This window comes from Paenibacillus sp. MMS20-IR301 (assembly GCF_032302195.1).
Lineage (GTDB): Bacteria > Bacillota > Bacilli > Paenibacillales > Paenibacillaceae > Paenibacillus_AQ.
This window is the reverse complement of the sequence record NZ_CP135275.1, coordinates 1,476,513-1,500,749: the sequence shown is the minus strand read 5'-3', so window position 1 is coordinate 1,500,749 and position 24,237 is coordinate 1,476,513. Positions and strand designations below refer to the sequence as shown.

The following is a 24,237-nucleotide window of genomic DNA, read 5'->3' as shown; positions in this document are numbered from 1 at the left end:
TGGTACTCTGCGGGGGGACCCCAAACCTTATACAAAAGCCCCCCGCTCCGCAGTAGAATTCTTCCGGAGCGGGAGTCTGTGAATTAGCTGAAGTGCTCTTCTTCCAGCCCCAGCTTGCTATACATCTCTGTACAATAGCCCTGCAGCTTGATTTCCAGTCTTCTCGCCTTATTCTTGAAGCGCTTCAGCTCGCGGATCATTTGCGCCCTTCCGGCCGGAGTGAAGGTCTCCTGAATCCGTTCCTTGAAATAATCATGGACAATATGATTTCGTTCCTTCCACACCGCCTGCAGCTGGCTCGTTTCTTCCTCCGAGAATGGAAAATGATGCTGGATTTCTTTGATGAGCTGGCCGAGTGAGTTGCTGAGCTTGCGCTGATACAGTTCCGCAAGCTCGGCATCCGTCGGGGTCTGGCCCTGCGACAGCTTCGTTAGCAGCAGCAGATTGGTCAATTGCTGCTCCAGTGCCTGGCAGTAGTAGACCGCCAGTCCGAAATATGCAAATAACTCCTTGGATTGTTCACTCTCCGGTATTTGTGTATCCTTCATCTTTCCTCCCGTTCCTGATCTGTTATTTTAATTTTTGTTATAGTCCATCCGGCCGGAACGGTATATGTACAGTCCGGCCAGCAATATTATGTATACCAAAGCGTGGGCATACGCCCCAAGCACCGCCCGCAGCGGCAGCGAATCCGTATTCATCATAGCATCCATCACCGGAAATACCGGCGGCAGCAGAATAGAAACTATAGGTCCGGGTACTAACTCTGCTACCTTTCCTGCACTGACTGACAGAATGATGATAATCAGCATAAGCCCCGCGGCATAGCCGGCTTTGGGTACCCAGGAAGACTGCAGAAATAGCGAGACGGCTATCCCCAGCAGGCCGAGCAGAGCATGCCCGCATATGGCCAGAAGAATCCGGTCAAGTCCGGCAGCTTCTCCGAAGCTCCCCGTTATTACAGGATAGATCACAACAAAGAGATCCAGCAGCAGCGTAAGCAGGCTTAATGTAAGCAGACCTCCAACACTGTACCGACGGGCACTGCCGAGCTGGACGATGCTCACCTGCTTTTGTACCGGATGCTCATGATTCAGAAAGCTTATTCCAAGCCAGCAGCAGCCGATGAATAGAAAGACCGCAGTGGCAGCATAGCTGCTCATGACCGGATTGGGCTTATAGGAATACAGAAGCAGTGCTGGGATGATAACACCGGCGAGCGGACCGAAATACCTCTGTGACACAGTATAGCTGCGCAAGAAATATGATAGTAATCCCTTCATTCCGCACCCCTTCCAGCCGTTGCCTTCGGGTCCATCCATTTGGCCAAATCAATAGTGCCGCCTGAACGTTCAACGCTGATTATGGAACCTCCGGCCGCCAGTATTTGCTTCAGGCAAGCATCCGACACCGCCTGTTCCGCAATTAATAATGTACACTCTTCTTCTGCATAGTCCGGCATAGGCTGCACCGAGCCGATTCCCGGCATTCTCAGCACTTCCTTGTGTTCGGCCTGTGAAAGACCCTTAAATGTGATGTGCACCGCAGGAATCGTCCGCAGCTTCTCATTACCATGAATGGTCCGGATAATCTGCCCTTCCTGCAAGACATGCACCGTATCAGCCAGCGCCTCCACCGTCTCCGGCTCATGGACCGAGAAGATCAGCGCACTGCCTTCTCCCTTCAGCCCCAGCAGCTGCTCCACAAGGGTCTCCTGAGCCGGAAGATCAAGCCCCGACATCGGCTCATCAAGCAGCAGAAGCTGCGGGCGGGCCAGCAGACTCTGAATCAGGTTAATCTTCTGCAGCATTCCCTTCGAGAATCCGGCCATCTGGCGGCTGCGGGCTGCTTCCAGCTTGAAGCTGTCCAGCAGTGCGCTAATCCGTTCTTCAGCAGCTGCCGGAGCCAGTCCCGCCATCCGGCCCATGAAATGCAGGTATTCTTCCGCTGTTAATTTCTGACCCGGAAAGGCTTCAGGCGCGTACCCGATGGTTAACCTCCGGTTGCCATATTCCAGCTTGCCGGAGGACGGCTTCAGCAGTCCGGCCAGAACTGCAAGCAGCGTGCTCTTGCCTGAACCGTTCCGGCCGACTAATGCCGTGGCTGTCCCTGAGGTAATCCGCAGGGATACTTCATTTAGAACCGGACGGCCGCCGTACAGCTTGCTCCCCCGGGTTAGTGTTATTAAAGGCGGTACATTATTATCCTCTGCCGGCAGCATTCTCTGGTCTGTACTTTGAAGGATCATTTCTCTGGTGCCTCCCTCAAGCTTCTGCTAATCATTTATTGTCACGCAGGCTGCGGACTCAATACTTCTGTTACTACATTCGCCGGAGCGGCACTCTTCTCCTTTCGGATTTTGTAGAATTATGTATTGGCCGCACCCAAAAAGCCAGAGGTCTGCAAAATGAACTGCAGTCCTCTGGCTTATGTATTCTATAGAAATGATCCGGAAATCTGACTAGGCATATACGCTGGCAACACCGCTTACCAGCCGGCAGGCCATTGCAGCACTGCGGCAGGCATCGATACAGTCCCGGCAATGGGCAAGGGATTGACGGCTGCTCGTATCAGCGCACCGTTCACAGATATCTGCACATAAACGGAGGATTTCCACCACGAACGGACTTTGGCGCGTCATGGCCTGGATAGCGAAGGAGCACATGTCAGCGCACTCACGGTCCAGCTGGATGCTCTCCCGGAGGGCAGCCAGATCATATTGTTTCAGGCTTGAGACATAGCTGTAGTTACAGGCATCCATACATTTGATACAAGCGTCAATGCATTCCTGATATTGAATTCGGGTCATAGCCTTAAACCTCCTGCAATTTTTATAGGGTATGCCTATGTATTAACCTGCAAGAAAAGGAACGAACCAATGCTTTGAAGCGGACCAGCTTCACTACAAGCTTCTTTTGACGGCAGAAGGTCTGGCAGGCAGGCGTTTCTCCAGCCGCAGCAGCTCTGTGCGCAGATTGCCGGATGAGAAATGTTCACCGATAAAAACAGCCACATCGGGCACGTCGCCCTGCGGGGTGATCTTCATAAAATCCGCTTCCCTGTACGCATACTGAAACAGAAACCGGCTGGATGTATCGCTAAAAGCCACGATTCCCTTAGCCCGGTAGACATCGCGCGGCAGGTCTTTAACGAACCGTTCAAATTCCTCGCTGTTCACCGGATTCTGAAAATAATGTGTATACGCCATCACATGGTCATGCGAAGCATGCAGCCGTCCTTCCCCGCCTGCTTGTTCTGCTTCCTCCGCCTGCCGTACTCCCGCATCAGTCCCGGCAGCAGAGCGGTCCTCTGTATGAACGCCTCCCAGTGTACTGAGCAGCTTCTCCGGATCCAGCTCACAGCGCACAGCCGGCAGAATCTCTGCGTAGGCATTCCACTTGCGCAGCACCTCCGAGATTTCCACCGCTTCTTCAGCTGATACCCGGTCGGTTTTATTCAGAATCAGCACAGAGGCGCAGCGGATCTGCTCCTGCATCAGACGGTACGTAGCGCCTTGCTGTGAAAGGTACAGCTCCAGCAGATGGGCGGTATCCACGACGGTAATCAGGCCTTTCAGCTCCACCTGCTGGTACAGCGATGTTTCGGTCACTGCATCGACAATCTCCAGCGGATTAGCTGCGCCGGTTGCTTCAATGACGACAACATCCGGCGCTTCTTTTTTAACCAGAGTAGCCAGCTCTGTGCTTAAATCCCCGCGGCTCGTGCAGCAGATACAACCGCCCAGCATCTCCGCCATCGGCACAGACTGCTCCACGAGCAGGCCATCCAGATTCACTTCCCCAAGCTCATTCATAATGACTGCCGGCCGGAGGCCTTGTGATTTCCAGTGCGCAAGCAGCCGCTGCAGGAGTGTAGTCTTGCCGCTGCCGAGAAACCCCGACAATATATATACCGGTAATGATTGTTCCAACTTCTCTCGCTCCCCGTAAAAATCAGTTATGCTAGCGAGTGTACTACAACCATCCGGCTCACGCAAGCGGAACGGGCGGCTATGCCTCCCGGTTCTGCATGGACTTGTCTTTGCTCCCGCCTTCCCCTATCATGGAGGTTACAAGAAATTCATTATCCGCCAGAGGAGCTGATCCGCATGTCATCAGTAGAGGAACACCGGCGTGAAGCCCCTGATTCCGTTGCCTGCTATGTCATTACCGTCTCAGATACCCGGACCACGGAGACCGATACCGGAGGTCCGCTGATTCAGAGCATGCTAGAAGCCGCAGGGTATACCGTGATAGGCCGTACGATCGTCAAGGATGATTATGAGGAGATCCGCGAGCTGGTCTATAAAAGCTCTGTTCATTCCGGCATTGAAGCCGTCCTGCTGACCGGAGGAACAGGCATTTCCCCCCGCGATACCACTTATGAAGCGGTTGCTTCCCTGCTCGACAAGTCGCTGCCGGGCTTTGGGGAGATATTCCGGCTGCTCAGCTTCACTGAGGATATAGGCTCCGCTGCCATACTCAGCCGGGCTATTGCCGGTACAATCGGTACTACAGCCGTCTTCTCAATGCCAGGGTCCACCGGAGCCATTAAGCTGGCCATGGAACGGCTGATTGTGCCCGAGCTGCGTCATGTGATGCGGGAAATTTACAAACGCTCCTGAAGCGCAGATTCAGCGGGCGGCAGTGTCCTATTGAAGATTAGGCGCTATAGGCAACTCCATATAAGCAAACCTGACAGCCGCATTCAACCGGATCGCAGCTTCTGCAGGTTTGCTTTTTTGCCGTGCAATTACAGCTGTCAGATTTTCATTGACAAATGCTGGTCTTGTACCTATAATATTGAACACTTTACGCGAAAGTGGTTTTTGATTAACCATCCGGTTAATCGGAAAGGAAGAGATGAGCTCACTCCAAGCCTTACAACGCAAGATTAGAACGGTTGCCTGTCCGTATCACGAAATGCTGTGCAGCCTGCATGTGCTGCATCAGCCGGAGCATCACCCGCGGCGCCTGCACTGGGCCGGCTTAATGTTAAGTACGATGCCCTTATCACTGATTGAGGGGATACATACCATAGGCCGGCTGTCCGACAGTTGGCTGGGCCTGACACTGACCCTCAAGCAGGGCACCTTTGCTTCCAGCCAGGAGGGCATCCTGCAGCTGAAGCTGCTTCCGGATGCAGAGCTTATCTGTTTGCTGCTTGCCGGCAAATTCACACTCGGGACCATTCTTGCATGGCTGCAGCAGCCGGAGCTTGCGGCAAACAGCGGAACCCGGGAGTGGAACGGACCCGGGAAAGCGCCGGATGAAGCAGCCCGGTATCTGCTGCGTCATCTGGAGTCTGTCCGTACGCAGCTGTTCACCACGCTGGAGCAATACGAACAGAACTACTTCCGCAAGGAATGGGAGTATATTCAGCCGTGGATGTCTACTGCCGCAACGGGCTTTCAGGATACCGTCTCCCGCTCTGCAGAGAAAGCCCTGAATCTGCTTCATCCCCGGCTTCATGCTGCGGAGGGGACGATTACTGCACAGAAGGCGCATACTTATTATTTCAGGCATGATCAGCTGCAGCTGATCTATGTGCTTCCTTCCACGTTCATCTTCCCGCATCTGCTGATGGACTGGACTACAGACAGCCTTATGCTGCCGCTGGCAGTCGATATCCCCGGCCAGCCGGTAAGTGAAGACCCGCCGGAGGATCTGCTGCGCAGCTTCAAGGCGCTCGGGGATGCGACCCGGCTGCGGATGCTGAAGCTGCTCTACCAGAGCCCGCACTGTACGAAGCAGCTTGCACCGGTGCTCGGAATTTCCGAGGCTGCAGTCTCCAAGCAGCTTAAGCTGCTGAGTGCAGCCGGGCTTGTCCAGGCAGAACGCAAAGGCAATTATTTATTTTACTCCACTGACAAGGAGGCATTCGACAGCCTGATTATTCTGCAGCGGCAGTATTTTGACCAATAGGGCTGATTAATTTAACTGGTAAGGAGCTGACCACGGATGTGGCATACTGCAATTGCAACGGCACTGAGAAACCAGCGGGCCAATCTACGGGCCTTTCCCTGGAGCTTCACGTTAGGCCATATTATCGATGGTGCATATCTGGTGCTCGTCGCCTATTTCTCGTACGTCTATTTGATTCAGGGTGATCTGGATGACAGGTTTCTGCTGTATACCGGAACTGACAATTATCTGGCATTTGCCATCATTGGCGGTACCTTGAACATTTTCTGCATCAGCATGATGATGAATGTTTCCCGTGCGCTGATTACAGAATGGCGGGAAGGCACGCTGGAAGCGCTTCTGTTATCGCCTTCCAGCCGGAACGGCTACTTCCTGGGGACAGCCATCCAGCAGTTTTACCGCAGCGGCTTCATCCTGCTGGCTGTACTGGTCTTTGGCCTGCTGGCCGGACTGAGGCTGCCTGCCCCTCACCTGCTGTCCGTACTGGCCGGAGCACTGGTATTCATTCTCTCTATCTATTCCATGGCGCTGGTGCTGGGCAGTGTAATGCTGCTTACCCGTGATACATACATCGTACAGAATACTTTATTTGCTGTGACAACCCTGCTCTGCGGATTTCAGTTCCCGAGGCAGTATTTGCCCGGATTTCTCCAGAACGCAGCGGAGATCTTCCCGCTGACCTCCTCGCTCCAGCTGCTGCGCGGGGCCCTGCTGAATGGCAGTACCATTACACTGACGGACCTTCTGCCTGCCTTTTTCCTGAGTACGGTCTATATTGCCGTAGGCATATGGTGCATCAGCAGGGTGGAACGCCAATTATTTGAGAAATTCTAAACCAGGAGGCTGAATACTATATGATCCGGATGAACGATGTAACTAAAATATACCAGAGCAAAAACAGGCTCCGCCTGTTCCGTTCCGAGACCCGGCTTCATACGGCTGTACATGCGCTGAACCTGAGCATTGAACCGGGTGAAGTGGCCGGTCTGCTGGGTCTAAATGGAGCCGGCAAAACTACTACCATCCGCATGCTTTCTACACTGCTTGATCCGACTTCGGGTACAATCGAGGTGGACGGACTCTCCATGAACACTCACCGGCGGATGATTCAGCAGAAAGTGAATATGATTCCCGGCGGAGAACGGATGCTGTATTGGCGGCTGACCGGCAGAGAGAATCTGGAGTACTTCGGCAGACTCTATGGTCTGAGCCGCGCAGCAATTAACTCAGAAAGCGCAAGACTCCTTAACGAGGTTGGCCTGGCTGATGCTGCCGATCTGCCGGTGGAGCAGTATTCGAAGGGGATGAAACAGCGGCTGCAGATTGCCAGAGGCCTAATCAATGATCCGGCTTATTTGTTTCTGGATGAGCCTACGCTTGGCCTGGATGCCCCCATTGCCAGGCAGCTGCGGGCAACGGTAAGCAGGCTGGCCAAGGAGCAGGGGAAAGGCATCCTGCTGACCAGCCATTATCTGCAGGAGGTAGAGGAGCTATGCGACCGGGTGTACATTCTTAACCGGGGTGAGCTGCTGCTATGCGGCAAGCCGGAGGCCATCATCTCCCAGATCGCCGGTTCCCAGACGGCACATCTGGATGTGAACGGCTGGGATGAGCAGCTCAGACCGCTGCTGCTTACACATCTGTCCGGTCTGGGTTACCCTGCACAGCTGGCCGGCACCGCGGCAGTCTCAGGGCAGACTTCTGCGCAGGAGGATGAATCGTACCGGATCTCTGTACAGACCCCTGCAGCGGACAGGCTGATCACCACCCTGCTTCCCTGGGCCAGCAGCCACGGACTGCGGATACACAGCTTTTCCTGCGATAAGCCCACGCTGGAGGATGCGATTATCCGGCTGGCTGAGGACAAGGTATCATGAATTGGAGCGGACAATGGGCTATTGTTGCCGCCGAGCTTACCAAGCAGCACAGGAACCGCAGGAGGGGCAAAGCCACCTTCTTCTCGCTCCTGTTCTGGCCGGTGCTCAGCTTCCTGACCTCTTACTACACAATGAAGCCTTACCGGACCGGTGAAGGCTCTGTACTCTCACGCATCATCCCGGATGAGCGTATTCCGCTGTTCCTGCTCAGCGGGTATCTGGTATTCCAGCTGTTCTGGGCAGTAGTGGAAGCCGCCTGGCTATTTGAGCAGGAGCGCAAGGACGGCACGGTTGAGACCGTGTTCCTGACACCTGCTTCCAAATCATCCTTCCTGTACGGACGTTCCCTGTATTCGCTGCTTCACGGAATCTGGATGTTCGCGGTCTTCTCCCTGCTGACCTTTGTATTCGTCGCGGACAGTTCCTCAGTCAACTGGGCGGCGCTGACCCTAGCCCTGCTGCTGATTATGGCTGCAGCAGTAATCTGGGGCGCACTGCTAAGCGCCGTCTCGCTTTTCTTCAGAGAATCCTCGTTTCTCTATTACGTATTCCAGGCCCCCATGGAGCTGTTCGGCGGTGTGCGGATTCCTCCGGCCGTCTTCCCGGTCTGGGCCACCGGTCTGTCCAGCCTGTTTCCGGTAACCTACAGTCTGATTCTGGTCCGGGGGGCCTTATACGGCAGCATCGGCCGGGGCTGGTGGACTGCGCTCCTCGTGCTGGTTCTCGGCAGTATTCTGCTCGCCGGCTGCACCCGGTACATCCTGTACAGCGCGGAGCGCCATGCCCGGCTCAAGGGCAACTGGAGCATGTTCTAATCCCGCTATATAATGAAACCGCCCGCAAGCTTAACGTCAGCAGTGCTGCGTTATCCTTGCGGGCGGTTTTATTTCCGGCTCAAGCTTGAACAGAATTAGCTGCTTAGCGGCTACGATCAATGCGAATGCGAGTCTGTTCCCAGATGCTCCAGCAGATTCGTGAAGAGCTTCTTTATCTTCTCCGAGTATTTCCCCTTCTCTTTGCCCATTGAGGTATAGATCAGGGAAGTATTATCCTTGTTGTAAATTTCTGTTCTGGCTCCGGATGTTTCCGTCAGCGGCTGTCCCCCGTACCAGTCCGTAATCCGGCTTACCCGCTCTGGGCGGCTGCTGAATACATGCAGTGTAATATTCTGCGCGGGCTGGCTGTTGATCAGATACTGATAACTGGTGTTCCCGTGGTTATCCTCAGTAAACTTCTCATCAGTCAGAGCAAGCTGCTGACCCGCAAAGTCCTGGCGCAGCTCCTTGCGGAACCGACCGTCCAGCCCTTTGCCCTGCGAGTAGGCCAGCAGCGTACCATCCTGGTAGGAATGTGTAGTGTAATTTCCTGCGTCTTGCGCTTCCCGCTGCCCGGAGCAGCCTGCAAGCAGTGCTCCGGCAGCCAGAATAGCAGCGAGCATGCCTCTATACCGGTGTAACATATCTTAGCCCCCTTTTCCAATGCCCGGCATCTCTTAACTGCCGCTTTACAGCGGCATGAATAACTTTAGGATGCCTGACAATTGGAAAAGTATGCAGAGCTGTATAGATAGAGTATCGTCTGCGTATAGGGAATAATATCAGAGAACTTGCGGGTCCGTATGCACATCTGAATCAGGATCTGACAAACTCCAGCGCTTGAAGCTTACCTGGAATCCGCTCCGGGTCGGTGCACATAGGAACGGTCCTGCCTGCTTGCCAAGCTCATATGGAAACCGCGCAACACGGATTGTCCGCCAAGGATGGTTGTCCGTTCTGGCTCTGAGGATTACCGCATCCTTCATCCGCGAGGCGCGGAGGGTCACCTCTTCACCTGCCCATTCCGGAACAGGGGAGAGCGACCAGTCCGAGTATGTGTCCGTCACAACCGCGCCGATATGCGGAACCCCGTCATTCAGCTCAATCCCGGCTTTAATCCAGATGTGCTCACTGTGCCACAGCATAATGCCTGCCTGATCATACAGCTCTGTGAACCCGTCCAGGGAAAAGCTGATCTCCACCGCCTCTGTATCTTCCCAAGGCGCAAGCAGGGCATGCCCGTTATTATGCTGGAAGCCATACAGGGTCTGCTGCCAATAATCACTGCCTGCTGCGGCCTCAACCACAAGTGTACCTGAGACAATCCTGCTGGACACAGGTTCATTGCTCCAATGACCAGCCTGCCACTCTACTATTCTCATCTTATACACACCTTTCATTCATTCAATTAACGCTTATTGTACCTGATCCGGGTATCAACAGGGAACAGCACAACAAAAAACCCGGCAGAAAAATTCTCTGCCAGGCAATTTATACTGGTTCATGAATTTAAGATTGCAGTTTCGCTTACAAATCCGGATGCTCATGCTTTGCTTTGAGGCGGCTCCAGCGGCGCTGTACTTCGCTTTCGAAGCTGCGCAGCGCCGGTTCGTTCTCCGGCTTCAGCAGATGACGGGTCTTGCCCATGGTCTTCAGCCAGGCTCCTACCTCTACCCGCTTATCCTTATCTTCCGGATTGTACGTAATGTTGGTCGTGCCATGCTCAACTTCGTACAGCGGGAAGAAGCAGGATTCCACAGCCAGGGAGACGATATCCGTCCCGTCTTTATCTTCGCTCATCCAGTTCAGCGGACAGGCGATCAGAATCTTGCCGTAGACCAGGCCTTCATTCTGCGCATACCACTGTGCCTTCGCTGCCTTCTTCAGCAGATCCTGCGGGTAGGCTTCACAGCCGGTGAAGACATAAGGAATATTGGTCGCTGCCATAATCTGCGCTGTATCCTTATGCTGGGTCGCCTTACCCTGCTGGGTTTTGCCGATGCTGGATGTTGAAGTGCGGTGTCCGAGCGGTGTGGAGTAGGACTGCTGCGCACCTGTATTCATATAACCTTCATTATCGTATTCCACAATAATCATCTTGTGGCCGCGCAGGGCTGCACCGATGGCCGGCCCCATACCGATATCCATCCCGCCGTCGCCGGTAACCATGACGAACGTGAAGTCCTCCTTCAGACCGAGACCATCGAGCTCGCCGCGGCGTTTGCGTTCCCAGAACATCTCCACAACACCGGACAGCGTAGCTGCGCCGTTCTGGAAGAGGTTATGGATAAAGGTCGATTTATGCGAAGAATACGGATAGCCGGTTGTTGTAACCATGGCACAGCCCGTATGATACAGCGCGACGATATCGCCTTCGATTCCTTTGAAGAACAGTTCCAGTCCGGAGAAAATCCCGCAGCCAGGGCATGCGCCATGTCCCGGCGACAATCGTCTCGGCTTCTTCATCAGACTGCGGATCGGCGGGATTCTTACGGCCAGCTTGCCGGTCTCTTCATCCTGCTTCACCGTAATCAGACCCGTCTTCAGCGCATCAAAATCCATCGGCTTCAGCAGGCGCTGCGGAGCTTTGTCCGGTTCTCCGGGATTATGGCCGTAGTAATCGAATGGAATTTCTACACGGTCAGCCACTACGGCATCCATTGCCAGCTGGAAGAAGTGATGGCCATCTTCAGCATAGAAGTCTTTGCCGCCCAGACCGTAGATCCGGCTGATCACCTTAGTGGTCCGGTTGCCGTAAGTGAACAATGCCGCCTTGATCTCATTAACCATATTGCCGCCGTGTCCGCCGACAGAATCCGCACGGTCACCGACGGTAATGGCTTTGACGTTCTTCAGCGCTTCAGCAATCTGCTTCTGCGGGAACGGACGGATCATGTTCGGAGAGATGGCTCCGGCCTTAATTCCCTGCAGGCGAAGCTGATCGACCACATCCTTGATAATCTCTGAAGCAGAGTTCATCAGGAACACAGCCACATCGGCATCGTCCATCCGGTACTGCTCGATCATCGGATAATGGCGGCCTGTCAGCTCGGCAAACTCCGCAGCAATCTCCTCGAATACTTCGCCGGCATTATACATGGCAACAGATTGCTGATAACGGTTGTTGATATAATCCGGCTCATTCATGTAAGGCCCTACAGTTACCGGGTTATTGCGGTCCAGCGTATCTGTGAAGCCGGCCGGCGGCTGTTCACCTACGAACTTATGAACATCCTCGCGGTGGGCGAACGCCTGCACGCGGCGTTTCTGGTGAGAAGTGAAATAACCGTCAGAGGCTACCATAACCGGCAGCCGGACCTTGGCATGCTCCGCCAGCTTCAGCGCCATCAGGTTCATGTCATAGACGGACTGCGGATCACGGCACATCAGGATCGGCCAGCCGGTGTTCAGTGCGAAATAGAGATCCGAGTGGTCGCCGTGAATATTCAGCGGGCCGGAGATGGAGCGGCAGATCAGGTTCATGACCATCGGCATCCGCGTGCCGGCTTGTACGGGCATCTGCTCCAGCATGAACATATATCCTTGAGCGCTCGTTGCGTTGAACACGCGTCCGCCTGCAGTCGAAGCGCCGTAGCAGATCCCTGCCGAGCTGTGTTCTCCGTCTGAAGGAATCAGCATGATATCATGCTGTCCGCTGGCTTTCATCGTATCGAGGAACTGGGCTACTTCTGTCGACGGGGAGATCGGGAAATAACCCATGACATGATAGTTAATCTGATGGGCTGCATATGCCGCCATTTCATTGCCGGATTCATATAGGAATTTCTGCTCCACCTTGGCAGAGCCTACTTCTTTTTCATAATCGATAGCCACAATTCATTCCACCTTTCTTCCGGGTATTTAGACTTGAGTAACCAGATCAAACGTGTGCTTCACTGTACGGCTGTCAGCATAACCTTCCGTCTCACGTGCACTGGAGAGCGCCGAAGTCGGGCACGCGCCAATGCACTTCAGGCAGCCTTTACAGTACTGGTAGTCAATACCCGTCAGGAACATTTGCGAACGGCCCTTGCGGTCCAGGCGTTCCTCCCAGACGAAGCATTGATCCGGGCAGACGGTGTCGCACTGTGCACAGTTGATGCAGGCCTCAATATCAAAGACCGGAAGCATACCGGAGCGGGAAATGCTAAGATTCTTCAGGAAGCTGCTGCCCGGGTTCGTGATGGTGCCGCCCATCGGCTGGGTCTCGTAACCGAGCGCTGAAATATCGGAGCGGACATACTCAGGCATGCTGTCGCCTGCTGCCAGCTCAAAGGTCATAAACTTCACTTCATTGTATCCGCGGTCAAAGGTTGTGATGGCCGACTGAACGGCCTGCGGATATTTTTTGCCGAGGGATTTCTCGATTACGCCCTTCATAATATCCGTACTCAGGAACGGGCAGAGCCGGAACAGCGCGCCGAGCATCGCCATGTTCACCCGGTTCTTTTCTTTCAGCGCAATGCTGGTTGCATCAATTACGGCAATGGTTCCGGCTTTCAGCTTCAGCAGCTCTTTGAGTTCTTCCGGCGTCTTGGCCGAGTTCACAAGAACAGTACTGTCTGCATGAATACCGCTGGTTACGTTGACGGTTCTGGCGAGCGCTTCGTGGAAGACGCCGACGACATGCGGGCGCTCTACCGGGGAAGTATCCCGGATATGCGTGTCCATATCACAGAAACGGATATGAGCCTTAACCGCAGAGCCTTTCTTCTCCGAACCATACGATGAAAAGCTGACGCCATTCAGACCCGCGCCGACCACACCTGCTTCCGCAAGCATTTTCCCGGCAAGGTTCGCCCCCAGGCCCCCAATGGATTCCAGACGAATCTCAAAAAAGCCCAGCTCATTTACTTTTGGCAATTGTACCACCGACATAACCCCTTTCGTAGTGTCAAGTAGAATAACATCCTTTTGACTTTTTCAAAAATTGTAACTCGATTTTGCAAGCCGCGAAGTGACATATCTTGCATTTATCACGCTTGGGGAATCACAATTCTTTATAGATTTCAATGGGTTTCTTTATATGCAACAGCACGGTGTTATTTCAATAGAAGGAAACCTTCCATAAAAACGGCAAATTGTGAATATTCTGTGTAACCACGTACTTCCCAAGGGAGATTTGCAACCAATGTCACCCTTAATTTAGCAATAAAATTAAAAATTAAGATGTTAAATTTATCACAGAAATCATGATATTTGTCACAGGTGCCCAGCCCATATAGAAAGAAACCCATCCTGAACGGATGGGCTGAATCTGTAAATCTTATTTATCCCGCAAGCGCAGCAACAAGCCCTCTTTGCCGGAGACCAGCATATCGCTGCCTGTCCATAACATCTCATTAAAGGTATAGAATTGATCATGCTCATAGAAGCTCCAGCTCTTCAAATCCTTGGATATGCCGATTCTGTTGCCGCTCATGAAACGGTAATCCTGACCGGTCCAGACCAGTCTGCTTGGAATGTCGCCTGCATCATTCGGCTGAATAACCTGATCATATTGCCCTTTGACAGTACTCCACTGCAGCCCGTTTGCCGAGCTGTAGATATGATCTGCAGCAATGAGGAACCGGTCCTTCACCCACTGCACATTCATGAAGCTGTACGTGCGGCCGCTCGCCGTCGCCAGGGTCTGTGTATTCCATTTAGCTGAGCTCGTACTCTGTAAAATAACAGCCTTGCCGCCGCTCACTCCGGCTGCTACAACCGTACCGTTATGGACCGCAATGTCGGTAAGCTTACCTGTCCAGTCACAGATCTTCTTCCATGCAGTCCCGTTTGCCGAAGAATAGATCACCGACTTCTTATCATTGCCTTTCGGCTGACCGATGGCAATATATTCTTTGCCTGTCCAGATTACCTTACTCATCTCGGCATCCAGCGGCTTGCTGTTGCGGGTCCAGGCGCTGCCGTTCTTGGAGGTCCAGGCATACTGCCTCCCTACAGCCACAAACATGCTGCCGTTCCAGGCCACAGAGGTCAGACCGTTCTGCGCTGTATCCTTCTGGTTCCCGAGCAGAATCTGCTGCCAGTTCCTGCCGTCCTTGCTTACAGCAACAGCAGGCACGGAATAGACATACAGGGAACCGACGGATACAAATATCCCATTTCCTTTTACAGTCTGATACAGGTAGGCATCCGGCTTAGCCCCCTGCTTCATCTCCCACTTCAGCCCGTCTTTAGAGACGGCAATGCGTGTGCCCGAAACGCCGACATAGCTTTTCCCGGTGTAGGTCACTGACATCCCGAAAGGAATATTGGAAATCTTCTGCTGCTGCCATTTCACTTTATCGGTGGAGACAAACACGATGCCTTCATTGCGGAACAGGGAAGCATAGATCAGGTACTGCTTGCCGTTCCAGAATATACCGCTGCGGCTGTATAAGCCGGAGAACATATCCGAAGTTCTGGCCAGCTGGAAGTTGATCCCGTCCTTGGTGCTCAGATTATTGCCCTCATCGTCATGGAAGACAAGGGTTCCATCCGGCTTCAACTCATCAAAGATCAGCCAATAGTTACGGATCGGCCGGCCGTTTACCGCTGCTCTGTATTTAAAACTGTTATTTATTTTACCGGACTGCTGGGTCCACTGGCTTAAATTATCCGATGTATACACGATCAGCTCGACGCTGCGTTTATCACTGGGCATATAAAGGAACTGGTTCCGCCCGCTGGCGGCTCCGTAATAGGCATATCCTCCGTAAGTCATCATATACCGTTTGCCGTTCCAAAAGATCTGGTCCAGCTGTTGCCCGGCCGTCCCTTTTAGCGTCCAGACCTTACCGTCTTCTGAGGTGTATACTTCAGTCTTCGACGTCTGATCCGGATAAGACAGCAGTATAAACTGATTGTTCTGCCAGGTGATTGTGTAAGCCTTCAGTGCTGATGGTGTTAGTTCAACTGCGGTTTCGGTCCAGCTCTCCCCGTCCAGCGAATAATATAAATGCGGGGAGTCCGGATTCAGATCACTTAAAAAGAAGCGGTCATGCTGATAAGTGATGTTTAGTTTGCTTGAGACTGCCGGCAGAGGCTTTGTGCTCCAGACAGCGCCCCCATCTTTGGATAACAGATATCCTTCAGTCTTTAGAATGATCACCATTCCTTGTCCGTTGCTGACAGGTTGGCCGAGTGTATTCCCCTGCTGTCCGTCATAAGTAAATGTGAATTGCTTCTCAGCATCACCGGATGACAAGGGAAAGGCAACCCTTTGCGGAGTGGCAACTGTCTGGAGGTCTGAACCGGTACCCGACTGCTGCTTGCTGTTATCGCCCCAGGCCACTGCACTTCCGTCTTCCAGCAGCGCAAAGGCATGATTCGCTATATAGCCGATGCTAAGCCCTGACACATTGTTCAGATTAGAAACCTTGACCGGCTGTACAGAATGCTTAGTCGTCCCGTCTCCCAGCTGATTCCGGTCATTATAGCCCCAGGCCCAGACTGTCTTGTCATTCTTGAGCACGGTAAAAAAGCCCTGCCCGGAGGAGATATCCTGAATACCCTCAAGCTCCTCAATCCGCTGAACCTCGCCATCCCCCTTTAGAAGCTTTATTATATTCGGCTTGGCGGTCATGCTATAAATCGTTGAGCTGCCCCAGCCCCAGACCTGCCCGTCTTCCGACAAGGCATAATTGGGCTGTTCTGTCTGTCCGTCTATGATTTTCCGGATACCCGAGAGCCCATCGACCTGAACGGGAACCGAGGGCTTAGAGCCGATGCTCCATACAGTTCCGTCATTTTTAAGCGCATATGTATCATAAAAAGCCTTGAAGCCGGCATTGCTCAGCTCCGGCCGCTTGACCGGGGCTTTCCCCGGCTCGGAAGGCACGTACGTCCAGACAGTTCCGTCGCTCTGCGTGGCGTATGCATAGGCTTCTGCTTCACTGATCTGCTCGATCTGCTTCAGTTCTTTGACCTGGCTAAATAACGCTGAGTCTGTAGAATAATTGAACTTCACCCATACTGTACCGTCTTCAAGCAGCACCAGCAGAAACTGGTTGCCGCCCTGGATATCCTTAATCGGCTTATTCTTGAAAAAGCTTACCTGGCCGGGGACTCCATTTCCATAGGAGGTATAGCCGTTAGACTGGCCCCAAGCCCACAAATTGCCCTGGGTATCCAGCGCATAAGATTGGAGATTGCTGGCTGTGATCTTGCGCAGCTTGACACCAGTGTAACTGTCTTGATTCCCGGCGGCTTGGGTAGAGACAGGCGGGGCACCGGCGGCCACCGTTCCGGTAATGAACAGCAGAATAATTAGCTTCAGCATTATGTTCCTGGTGAACACTCTCTTAAATGAATTCATAGTACGTTTCAAAGCTCCTTGTCTATGTATTGGACATCAAGGGATATTATACCATTCAACCCAATAAAAAAATGATCATAAAGAACCATTTAACATACTCCCCCGCGACAGCTTGGATGCTGAATAAACGTCATTTAATTTCTCACTTTTCTGTTGATTTGGCTGATTAGCCGCAAATTAAGTGCTGTTTTTCCACCTGCTGTTTACATGTCCCCCCCCTCCGCTTCCTTAGTAAGTGGAGAAAATCCATTCAATTCAGGAACACCGGATATCCAGGCTTCTGTTGTAATACTGCTTCAAATTGTTTCATCCGCCCATATACTGTGATTCACAATTGTTCATGCCGCATAGAGCAATTAAAAAGCAGCTCCGCGGCCCAGCACCGCGAAACTGCTAGGAGTACAACCTCTATGAGCATTTTAAAAAACCAAACCCTTTAGAAAACCTACTCTTAATAAGTCCACCAGTTGCCGGACATCACAATCATCGAGAACAGCTTAATGCTGTCTTCATAGTAATCCTCTGCCGCACTGCCGGCTGTATGGCTCCAGAGGGAGTTAAGCCAGCTCTGGTTGGCAGAGGAAGTCATCGCGCTTACACCGAACGGGGCATAGAAGGCACCGCTGTTATAGCTGCCGAATGTGGTTCCGTTCAGCTTATAGCCGTCCTTAATATTGCCCGGAGTGCTGCTGACCTTGGTCTTAATCCAGCTGTTCAGCTGATTTAACTGTGCCAGGGCCCGGTTATCCCCTGTGAGCAGATAATCGGTGGCAATCCGCCACGGAGTGCGGCAGGAATTATAGTTGTAGTTGCCGTCATTCGCATCCTCCAGGAAATTCGCTGCAGCCGGCTTATACGCATTGCTGGAGTAGACAACGAAATCCGGCAGCAATCCGGTAGTAGCGCTGTATCCGATATATAGGCTGTTTATGATTGTATAGGTCTTGTCCGTCACGTTCTGCCAGCGGGTATCGCCTGTCGCGGCCTGGAATGCCTTCAGATGATTAAGCATGAAATCAGACGGCCGGGTCGCCGTATTATACGCGCCGCTGTTCGCCCAGTCGCCGAGCCGGATGGTCCACTGCGCAACATTGATCTCTTTATCCATGATTGCATTAATAATGTTGATTGCTGCCTGCAAATAGTTTACCGTTCCGCTGCTGCCCCATTGTCTGTGCGCCAGCAGCAGCGAGAAGGCGATATCCATGTCGCCGTCCGTTGCAGAATCCTCACCTTCGATATTCTGGAAGCTGCTGTTCTGTTTCCAGGACATCAGGTAAGGATTGATGGAGCTTGGATGTGCTGTATAGTAGTTATAGAGTCCGTTATAGTAGGTTTGCGCATTAGCATCATAGCCCGCCATCAGCACAGTGAACAGCATCCCGTAGCCGTGTGCCTCCGAAACGGTCTCCCCGTCCGAATTATATTTAACATAGTATTTGCCCGTTCCGGCCGGCTTGAGATACGCGCCTTTCCAGGCATCCCATTTGGTCTTTACGGCGTTGTCCATAACAGTCTGGGTCACATTATTCGGCTTAATGGATCCGCTTGTATAGGCCGTATGCTGCGGAAAGGGCTTATTCACTGCCGCAAAAGCAGATCCGGCAGGCAGAAGGAAGATGGCCAGACAGAGCAAAACCAGACTTTTCCAATGCAGCTTGCGTTTCCCTTGCTTGTTCATAACTAATTCACTCCTTAGAATTTAGTGGATTAGACTCAGACAAAAGAAATGTCGATTTCACAAACGGACTGCGTCAGGAAAAGTTCACCCCCCGTAAAACATTATGGCACCGTCTGCAGCATTTTCTTCGATGAAAGTTTAAACGTTTATACTTTCACTCCAAAAAAATAATTCCTTTCTGCGAAATTGTAATTTGGAACATATTTAATATATTATTCCAGAGACTACCTGTCAATGAGCAGATGGTCCTGCCGGCGTACGTCCTCAGCAGATTCCCCGGGCTGTCCAGGCCTTATCCGGCAAAAAGCCCGCCCGGCGGATAATCACCGCCAGACGGGCTTAGCCAGTCTAAGGCTGCACCGGAACAGCAATCCGGCGCAGCTATTGGCCACTAAGGAAACTGCGGTTATTCCGCATCCGCATCCGTATCCGTCATCATATGCTCGGCAATCAGCTGCTGCTTGCGGTTCCAGAGCTGCTCGCTGAGGTTAACACGGAAGACCTCCGGATTCAGCTTGCGCAGATATTCCGGCCAGAACAGGTCAAGCTGCTCCTGGTGATACCGGCGGATCTCCGCGAGATCCGGCAGCTTGTAGACCTGGAAGCCGTTCACGAAGACGGGCTCCAGCATCGGCAGCGCCTCATACTTCTCTACATGCTTCCTCATATAGGGATGCACAGGGTTGAACAGCTTCAGCCGGACCCCGCTGCGCGGAGCAGGCTCATCCGCGAAGCTGATATAATCCGCCAGCGCCTTGCCGTTCTGCCCGACAATACGGTAGACGGATTTTTTGCCGGGGGTGGAGACCTTCTCGGGATTGGAGGAGATCTTGATCGTCGGGATCATCTCACCGCTTGGCGCTTCAATCTCAACCAGCTTGTAGACTCCGCCCAGCGAAGGCTGATCGGCAGCCGTAATCAGCTGGGTTCCTACTCCCCAGGTATCAATCGCCGCACCCTGCAGCTTCAGATCCATGATGGTGTTCTCATCAAGATCATTGGAAGCCACAATCTTCACATAGTCAAGGCCCGCTGCATCGAGCATTTCACGCGCTTTACGCGACAGATACGCAAGGTCCCCGCTGTCGAGCCGGATCCCGTTCATCCGCTTGCCCTGTGCCTCCAGCTTCTTAGCTGTGTTAATGGCATTCGGCACACCGCTGCGCAGCGTATCGAACGTATCCACCAGCAGGGTTACGCCATCAGGCATCACTCTGGCATAGGCGTCGAAGGCCTCCTGCTCGCTCGGGAAGCTCTGCACCCAGGAATGGGCATGTGTTCCCTTCGTCGGAATCCCAAACAGCTTGCCGGCAAGCATATTCGAAGTGGCATGGAACCCGCCGATATAAGCTGCACGGGCGCCCCATACCGCGGCATCCGCTTCCTGCGCACGGCGCGTTCCGAATTCAAGCAGCGTATCCTTCGGAGCGACCTGCTTGATCCGGGAAGCCTTGGTTGCAATCAGCGTCTGGTAGTTCATGAAGTTCAGGATGGCCGTCTCGACCAGCTGGGCTTCCATAATCGTGCCTTCCACGCGGATCAGCGGCTCATCCGGGAAGATCAGCGCGCCTTCCTTCATGGCATGAATACTGCCCTGGAAATGGAACTGCAGCAGCTCCTCCAGAAACGCCGGCGCATAATTCTCCTCCTGCTCCGACAGGTAGCGGATATCCTCCTCCGTGAACCGCAGCTCCGCAATATACTGGGTGATCCGCTCCAGACCGGCGAAGACAGCAAACCCGTTGCCAAACGGCAGCTTGCGGAAATATGCTTCAAATACGGCTTTGCGCTTATGGGTGCCGTTCACCCAGTGGGCGTACATCATATTGATCTGATATTTGTCTGTATGTAGAGCAAGTTCTCTCCTCAAGTCCTCATCTCCTAATAGTTCCTCTGCTGAAGTAAAATCTGCTGCTGCTGGTTAGTTCACTATTCTGCGCTTACGACTGCCGCACCGAGGCTGCCGCGGAAATGCCCCAGCGCCCAGGTATGCCCGTCCGGGTTGAAGCTGGCCACCGCATCCTCGTGAACAGTAATATTAAATCCCAGATTGTACGCATCCACAGCTGTATGCAGCACACAGATATCCGTGCATACGCCGATCAGATGCAGCTCGGTAATCCCCCGCTCACGCAGCTTCAGCGCAAGATCCGTGCCGCAGAACGCGCTGTAACGGGTTTTATCCATCCAATAGATGGCCTCACGGTTCGCCTCATATACAGCCTTCAGGGTGCCGTACAGCTCACGCCCGCTGCTGTCCCGCAGATTATGCGGCGGAAACAGCCTGCTCTCCGGATGATACGGATCATTGGCCTCATGCAGATCGACCGCCATGACCACATAGTCACCTGCCTGCACGAATTGCTCAGTCAATGCGCTAACCCGCGGGGCAATGTCAATCCCGGGCTGCCCTACAGGCAGACTGCCGTCGATAAAATCATTCGTGAAATCAATTACGATCAGTGCTTTCATATACAGATAGCCCCCTTTTCGCAAATCAAATCAGGTATAAATGGATAACAGCGGTTCATGGTCAGTGAACATATAGAGCTGCGCCGGACGCTGGGAGTATTGATTGGAGCTCAGCAGGTCACCCGCTTCATCCCTTACTTCCTTTAATATACCCTGCCGGCTGCGGGTTGACGTAATTTTGCGGATAAAATTCGGTTCCTTGAATTCCGGAACTACCGTCTGAATCACCTGGTACAGCTCGCTAAGCGTGAAATGGCGCGGCAGAAACTGCCGGGCAATCGTGGTCTGCAGCATCTGCTGCTGAATCCGCAGGTAGGCGTCGGAAATAATATCACGGTGGTCAAAAGCCAGCTCCAGCTCCTCCAGCGCTTCCTGCAGAGTGAACAGGCCGACCTCGCCCGCATCGTCGGAGGCTTGTCTCTGTTCGAGCATCCACTCTTCGACCAGGGCAAAGAACGCATGGCTGATAATCCAGCCGCGCGGATCGCGTCCGGGCTTACTGTAGACCCCGAGGTATTCCAGATGGCCGCCGTCCACGCCGGTCTCTTCCTTCAGCTCGCGTGTAGCTGCACCATAGATCGATTCATCTTCCTGGCAAAAGCCGCCCGGCAAGGCCCACATGCCCGCACAAGGCCATTTCTTCCGCCGGATCAGCATCACTTTGAGTTCCCGCAGCGGGAGTGTCTTCGTGACCGTCTTCCGTTCGCGTTTGGTCAGCGTAAACATGACAATATCCGCCGGAACGCCGTCCGGAGTGCGGTATTTTTTGGCGTTATAGGTTGGTTCCACGTTCTCGCTCACTTTAGATCATCCTTTGCCGCAGCTTTTATTTGCTGTTCGTATCTTTTAATGTACCAAACCTGTCCTTCTAAAATCAACCGCATAGAGCGGTAAAAAATAAAACAACCCCACAAAGTGGAGCTATAGCTACGGATGATTACTCAGGTACTTTGCGGGGACCCCAAAACATAAAAGGGACGGATTCTCATCCGCCCCGGAGGTGCTTCTTAATCGCCGCAGGTGGACGGAGGCGCGTCTGTGCCTGCTTCCACGTTGATTTTATCCGAGACGGTATCCCTGATAACCGAGATGACCAGCTGCAGCAGATAGTTGATATCGCTCTGGCTCTGCTGGAACTCATTCACGACCGGAATGCTGTCAATCTCATCCTGCAGCAATTCAATTTCCTGTTCAATCTTTGCGACCATGCTCACATTCTTGAAGCTCTCAAAGGCCACAATCTCCTTCTGCTTCTTCTTGATAGCAGCTATGAGCCCCTGCACCCGGTCGTGATTCTGGATCTTCAGCTCAGCCTGCTGGAAATGCCGGACCTCTTCACTTGTGGAGATCAGTGCAGCCAGCTCCTTCGCTTTGCCCATAATATCCTCGCGTACAATTAAATCGCGGGTGTTGTGGGTCTCCATGCCGTATGCATTCAAACGCGCTTCTTCCCGGCTCATTCTTCTCGCCCCATTTCTCTATAATTAGAGGACTGCTGCCGCTTCAGCCAGATAGTCCCCTTTGATGTACCAGGTCTTCGTATCGGTAATTCTCACCTGCACCATCGTGCCGACCAGTGACGCCGGGCCTTCGAAATGCACCAGCTTGCTGTCCCGGGTCCGTCCGGCGAGGACATTCGAATTGTTCTTGCTTTCGCCTTCCACCAGCACCTCTGCCACCTTGCCGAGCATCCGCTCATTGCCGAGCCGGCTCTGCTCTTTGATCAGATCGTTCAGGCGCTGCAGGCGCGCGCTTTTGACCTCTGCCGGAACATTGTCTTCCATCGCAGCAGCAGGTGTACCTTCACGTGCAGAATAAATAAAGGTATACGCCATATCATACCCTACTTCGCGCACCAGCGACAGTGTCTCTTCAAATTGTTCCTCGGTTTCGCCCGGAAAACCAACAATAATATCCGTAGTCAGCACCGCATCCGGCACCCCGGCTTTAATCTTACGCACCAGCTCCAGGTAGGCTTCACGCGTATATTTGCGGCTCATTTTTTTCAGCACCGCCGTACTTCCCGACTGCACCGGCAGGTGGATATGCTCCACCAGGTTGCCCCCTTTACCGAGCACATGAATCAGTTTATCGTCAAAATCACGGGGATGCGCAGTCATGAAGCGGATACGCGGAATATCGATCCCCCGCATATCGTCCATCAGATCACCAAACGTGTAGTCGATATCCGTAAAATCCTTACCGTAGGCGTTTACATTCTGCCCCAGCAGCGTAACCTCCTTGAAGCCCTGGCGGGCCAGCTCCCGCACCTCGGCAATGACATCCTCCGGCCGGCGGCTGCGCTCCTTCCCCCGCGTAAACGGTACAATGCAATAGGTACAGAACTTGTCGCAGCCGTACATGATATTCACCCAGGCGCGCAACCCTTCTCTTTTCTTTGGCAGATTCTCAATGATGTCGCCTTCCTTGGACCAGACCTCGATGACCAGCTCCCTGCTGAAGACCGCTTCCTTGATCAGCTCCGGCAGACGGTGGATGTTATGCGTGCCGAAGATCATATCCACGAACCCGTAACGGGTCATGATCCGGTTGACTACCCCTTCCTCCTGGGACATGCAGCCGCAGATTCCGAGCAAGAGCCCCGGCTTCTCCAGCTTCAGGCTTTTGAGATGGCCCAGCTCCCCGAACACCTTATCCTCCGCATTCTCACGGATGGCACATGTATTTAACAGTATAATATCTGCATTATTCCGGTCAGGCGTGGCCTGGTAACCCATTTGCTCAAGCATGCCCTTCATCGTTTCGGTATCATGTTCATTCATCTGGCAGCCGTAAGTAGTAATATGATAAAATTTACCGCAGCCAAAATGCTCCATCTCCGGCAGAATCTCAAAATGGTACAGCACCTCGATCTCTTCCTTGCCGCGGCGCTTGCCTTCCCTATAATCAGGCTGGCTGTTGATCTGCACGTTTCTTCCTTTGATACGGTAGGTAGTTTTGCCTTCCTGCTCACTTATAATCTTGGCGTCGCTGAAATCGAAATATTTGGAGTAATCCTTGCCGCCCTGGCCGGAATTCAGGTCCGGTGGGCTTTTCTTCCCTTTCGCCATTGCAGTATCACATCCTCTGCTGAATTGCTGCTATATGTTAGGCTTTGCTAATGTAAAATTATATCATAGAGCTCCCAAGATAATCCATTATACTA

At 53.0% G+C, this 24,237-nt stretch carries 21 protein-coding genes; 5 read left to right on the top strand and 16 right to left on the bottom strand.

Translation table 11 applies throughout. The features are described 5' to 3' along the window. Positions 1 to 83: 83 nt before the first annotated feature. The 5 genes from LOS79_RS06605 to LOS79_RS06585 all read right to left on the bottom strand — a co-directional run bounded on the left by LOS79_RS06605 (position 84) and on the right by LOS79_RS06585 (position 3,931). Complete coding sequence (locus tag LOS79_RS06605; protein ID WP_315417187.1) at positions 84 to 548, bottom strand: hypothetical protein; 465 nt, start codon at positions 546 to 548, stop codon at positions 84 to 86. A gap of 27 nt (positions 549 to 575) precedes the next feature. Beyond that, positions 576 to 1,244 (bottom strand): hypothetical protein, encoded by a 669-nt coding sequence (locus tag LOS79_RS06600; RefSeq protein ID WP_315417186.1) that lies wholly within the window; start codon positions 1,242 to 1,244, stop codon positions 576 to 578. A 35-nt stretch (positions 1,245 to 1,279) separates the two neighbouring features. After that, the gene (locus LOS79_RS06595) at positions 1,280 to 2,248 is read right to left on the bottom strand and encodes an ATP-binding cassette domain-containing protein (RefSeq protein ID WP_315417185.1); all 969 of its coding nucleotides are present in this window, start codon (positions 2,246 to 2,248) and stop codon (positions 1,280 to 1,282) included. 213 nt (positions 2,249 to 2,461) lie between these two features. Next, the gene (locus tag LOS79_RS06590; RefSeq protein WP_315417184.1) at positions 2,462 to 2,809 is read right to left on the bottom strand and encodes a four-helix bundle copper-binding protein; all 348 of its coding nucleotides are present in this window, start codon (positions 2,807 to 2,809) and stop codon (positions 2,462 to 2,464) included. A gap of 93 nt (positions 2,810 to 2,902) precedes the next feature. Continuing rightward, complete coding sequence (locus LOS79_RS06585) at positions 2,903 to 3,931, bottom strand: CobW family GTP-binding protein (RefSeq protein WP_315417183.1); 1,029 nt, start codon at positions 3,929 to 3,931, stop codon at positions 2,903 to 2,905. Between the two features lie 171 nt (positions 3,932 to 4,102). Between LOS79_RS06585 and LOS79_RS06580 the strand changes: the two genes are divergently transcribed. From LOS79_RS06580 to LOS79_RS06560, 5 genes are all read left to right on the top strand, one after another. Continuing rightward, entirely contained in the window at positions 4,103 to 4,624 is a 522-nt protein-coding gene (locus LOS79_RS06580; RefSeq protein ID WP_315422032.1) for a MogA/MoaB family molybdenum cofactor biosynthesis protein, read from the top strand. Between the two features lie 238 nt (positions 4,625 to 4,862). Then, entirely contained in the window at positions 4,863 to 5,924 is a 1,062-nt protein-coding gene (locus LOS79_RS06575) for an ArsR/SmtB family transcription factor (protein WP_315417182.1), read from the top strand. A 36-nt stretch (positions 5,925 to 5,960) separates the two neighbouring features. Beyond that, positions 5,961 to 6,758 carry an ABC transporter permease gene (locus LOS79_RS06570; protein ID WP_315417181.1) on the top strand — a complete coding sequence of 266 codons (798 nt, stop codon included), beginning with the start codon at positions 5,961 to 5,963 and terminating at the stop codon, positions 6,756 to 6,758. Positions 6,759 to 6,778: 20 nt separating this feature from the next. Continuing rightward, positions 6,779 to 7,801: an ABC transporter ATP-binding protein gene (locus tag LOS79_RS06565; protein WP_315417180.1), complete on the top strand. Its 1,023-nt coding sequence runs from the start codon at positions 6,779 to 6,781 to the stop codon at positions 7,799 to 7,801. After that, positions 7,798 to 8,616 (top strand): ABC transporter permease, encoded by an 819-nt coding sequence (locus LOS79_RS06560; RefSeq protein ID WP_315417178.1) that lies wholly within the window; start codon positions 7,798 to 7,800, stop codon positions 8,614 to 8,616. Before LOS79_RS06565 ends, LOS79_RS06560 begins: the two co-directional genes overlap by 4 nt. Before the next feature lie 116 nt (positions 8,617 to 8,732). Here LOS79_RS06560 and LOS79_RS06555 read toward each other — a convergent pair whose 3' ends face one another. From LOS79_RS06555 to miaB, 11 genes are all read right to left on the bottom strand, one after another. Beyond that, positions 8,733 to 9,260: a hypothetical protein gene (locus LOS79_RS06555; protein ID WP_315417177.1), complete on the bottom strand. Its 528-nt coding sequence runs from the start codon at positions 9,258 to 9,260 to the stop codon at positions 8,733 to 8,735. Positions 9,261 to 9,398: 138 nt separating this feature from the next. Continuing rightward, positions 9,399 to 9,998 carry a DUF1349 domain-containing protein gene (locus tag LOS79_RS06550; protein ID WP_315417176.1) on the bottom strand — a complete coding sequence of 200 codons (600 nt, stop codon included), beginning with the start codon at positions 9,996 to 9,998 and terminating at the stop codon, positions 9,399 to 9,401. 145 nt (positions 9,999 to 10,143) lie between these two features. After that, on the bottom strand, positions 10,144 to 12,450 hold the full coding sequence (locus tag LOS79_RS06545; RefSeq protein WP_315417175.1) for a thiamine pyrophosphate-dependent enzyme: 2,307 nt from the start codon (positions 12,448 to 12,450) through the stop codon (positions 10,144 to 10,146). Positions 12,451 to 12,477: 27 nt separating this feature from the next. Continuing rightward, positions 12,478 to 13,488, bottom strand: a complete 1,011-nt coding sequence (locus tag LOS79_RS06540) for a 2-oxoacid:acceptor oxidoreductase family protein (protein WP_315417174.1) — start codon at positions 13,486 to 13,488, stop codon at positions 12,478 to 12,480. A gap of 394 nt (positions 13,489 to 13,882) precedes the next feature. Further along, complete coding sequence (locus tag LOS79_RS06535) at positions 13,883 to 16,918, bottom strand: RCC1 domain-containing protein (protein WP_315417173.1); 3,036 nt, start codon at positions 16,916 to 16,918, stop codon at positions 13,883 to 13,885. 451 nt (positions 16,919 to 17,369) lie between these two features. After that, positions 17,370 to 18,599, bottom strand: a complete 1,230-nt coding sequence (locus tag LOS79_RS06530) for a family 8 glycosyl hydrolase (RefSeq protein ID WP_315417171.1) — start codon at positions 18,597 to 18,599, stop codon at positions 17,370 to 17,372. Positions 18,600 to 19,005: 406 nt separating this feature from the next. Continuing rightward, the gene (locus LOS79_RS06525; protein WP_315417170.1) at positions 19,006 to 20,469 is read right to left on the bottom strand and encodes a nicotinate phosphoribosyltransferase; all 1,464 of its coding nucleotides are present in this window, start codon (positions 20,467 to 20,469) and stop codon (positions 19,006 to 19,008) included. Positions 20,470 to 20,528: 59 nt separating this feature from the next. After that, positions 20,529 to 21,071, bottom strand: coding sequence for a cysteine hydrolase family protein (locus LOS79_RS06520; protein ID WP_315417169.1), 543 nt, complete (start codon positions 21,069 to 21,071; stop codon positions 20,529 to 20,531). 30 nt (positions 21,072 to 21,101) lie between these two features. Then, entirely contained in the window at positions 21,102 to 21,872 is a 771-nt protein-coding gene (locus LOS79_RS06515; protein WP_315417168.1) for an NUDIX domain-containing protein, read from the bottom strand. Between the two features lie 206 nt (positions 21,873 to 22,078). Continuing rightward, positions 22,079 to 22,531 (bottom strand): YlbF/YmcA family competence regulator, encoded by a 453-nt coding sequence (locus LOS79_RS06510; RefSeq protein WP_315417166.1) that lies wholly within the window; start codon positions 22,529 to 22,531, stop codon positions 22,079 to 22,081. 24 nt (positions 22,532 to 22,555) lie between these two features. Further along, positions 22,556 to 24,142 carry a tRNA (N6-isopentenyl adenosine(37)-C2)-methylthiotransferase MiaB gene (gene miaB, locus LOS79_RS06505; RefSeq protein ID WP_315417164.1) on the bottom strand — a complete coding sequence of 529 codons (1,587 nt, stop codon included), beginning with the start codon at positions 24,140 to 24,142 and terminating at the stop codon, positions 22,556 to 22,558. Positions 24,143 to 24,237 lie beyond the last annotated feature (95 nt).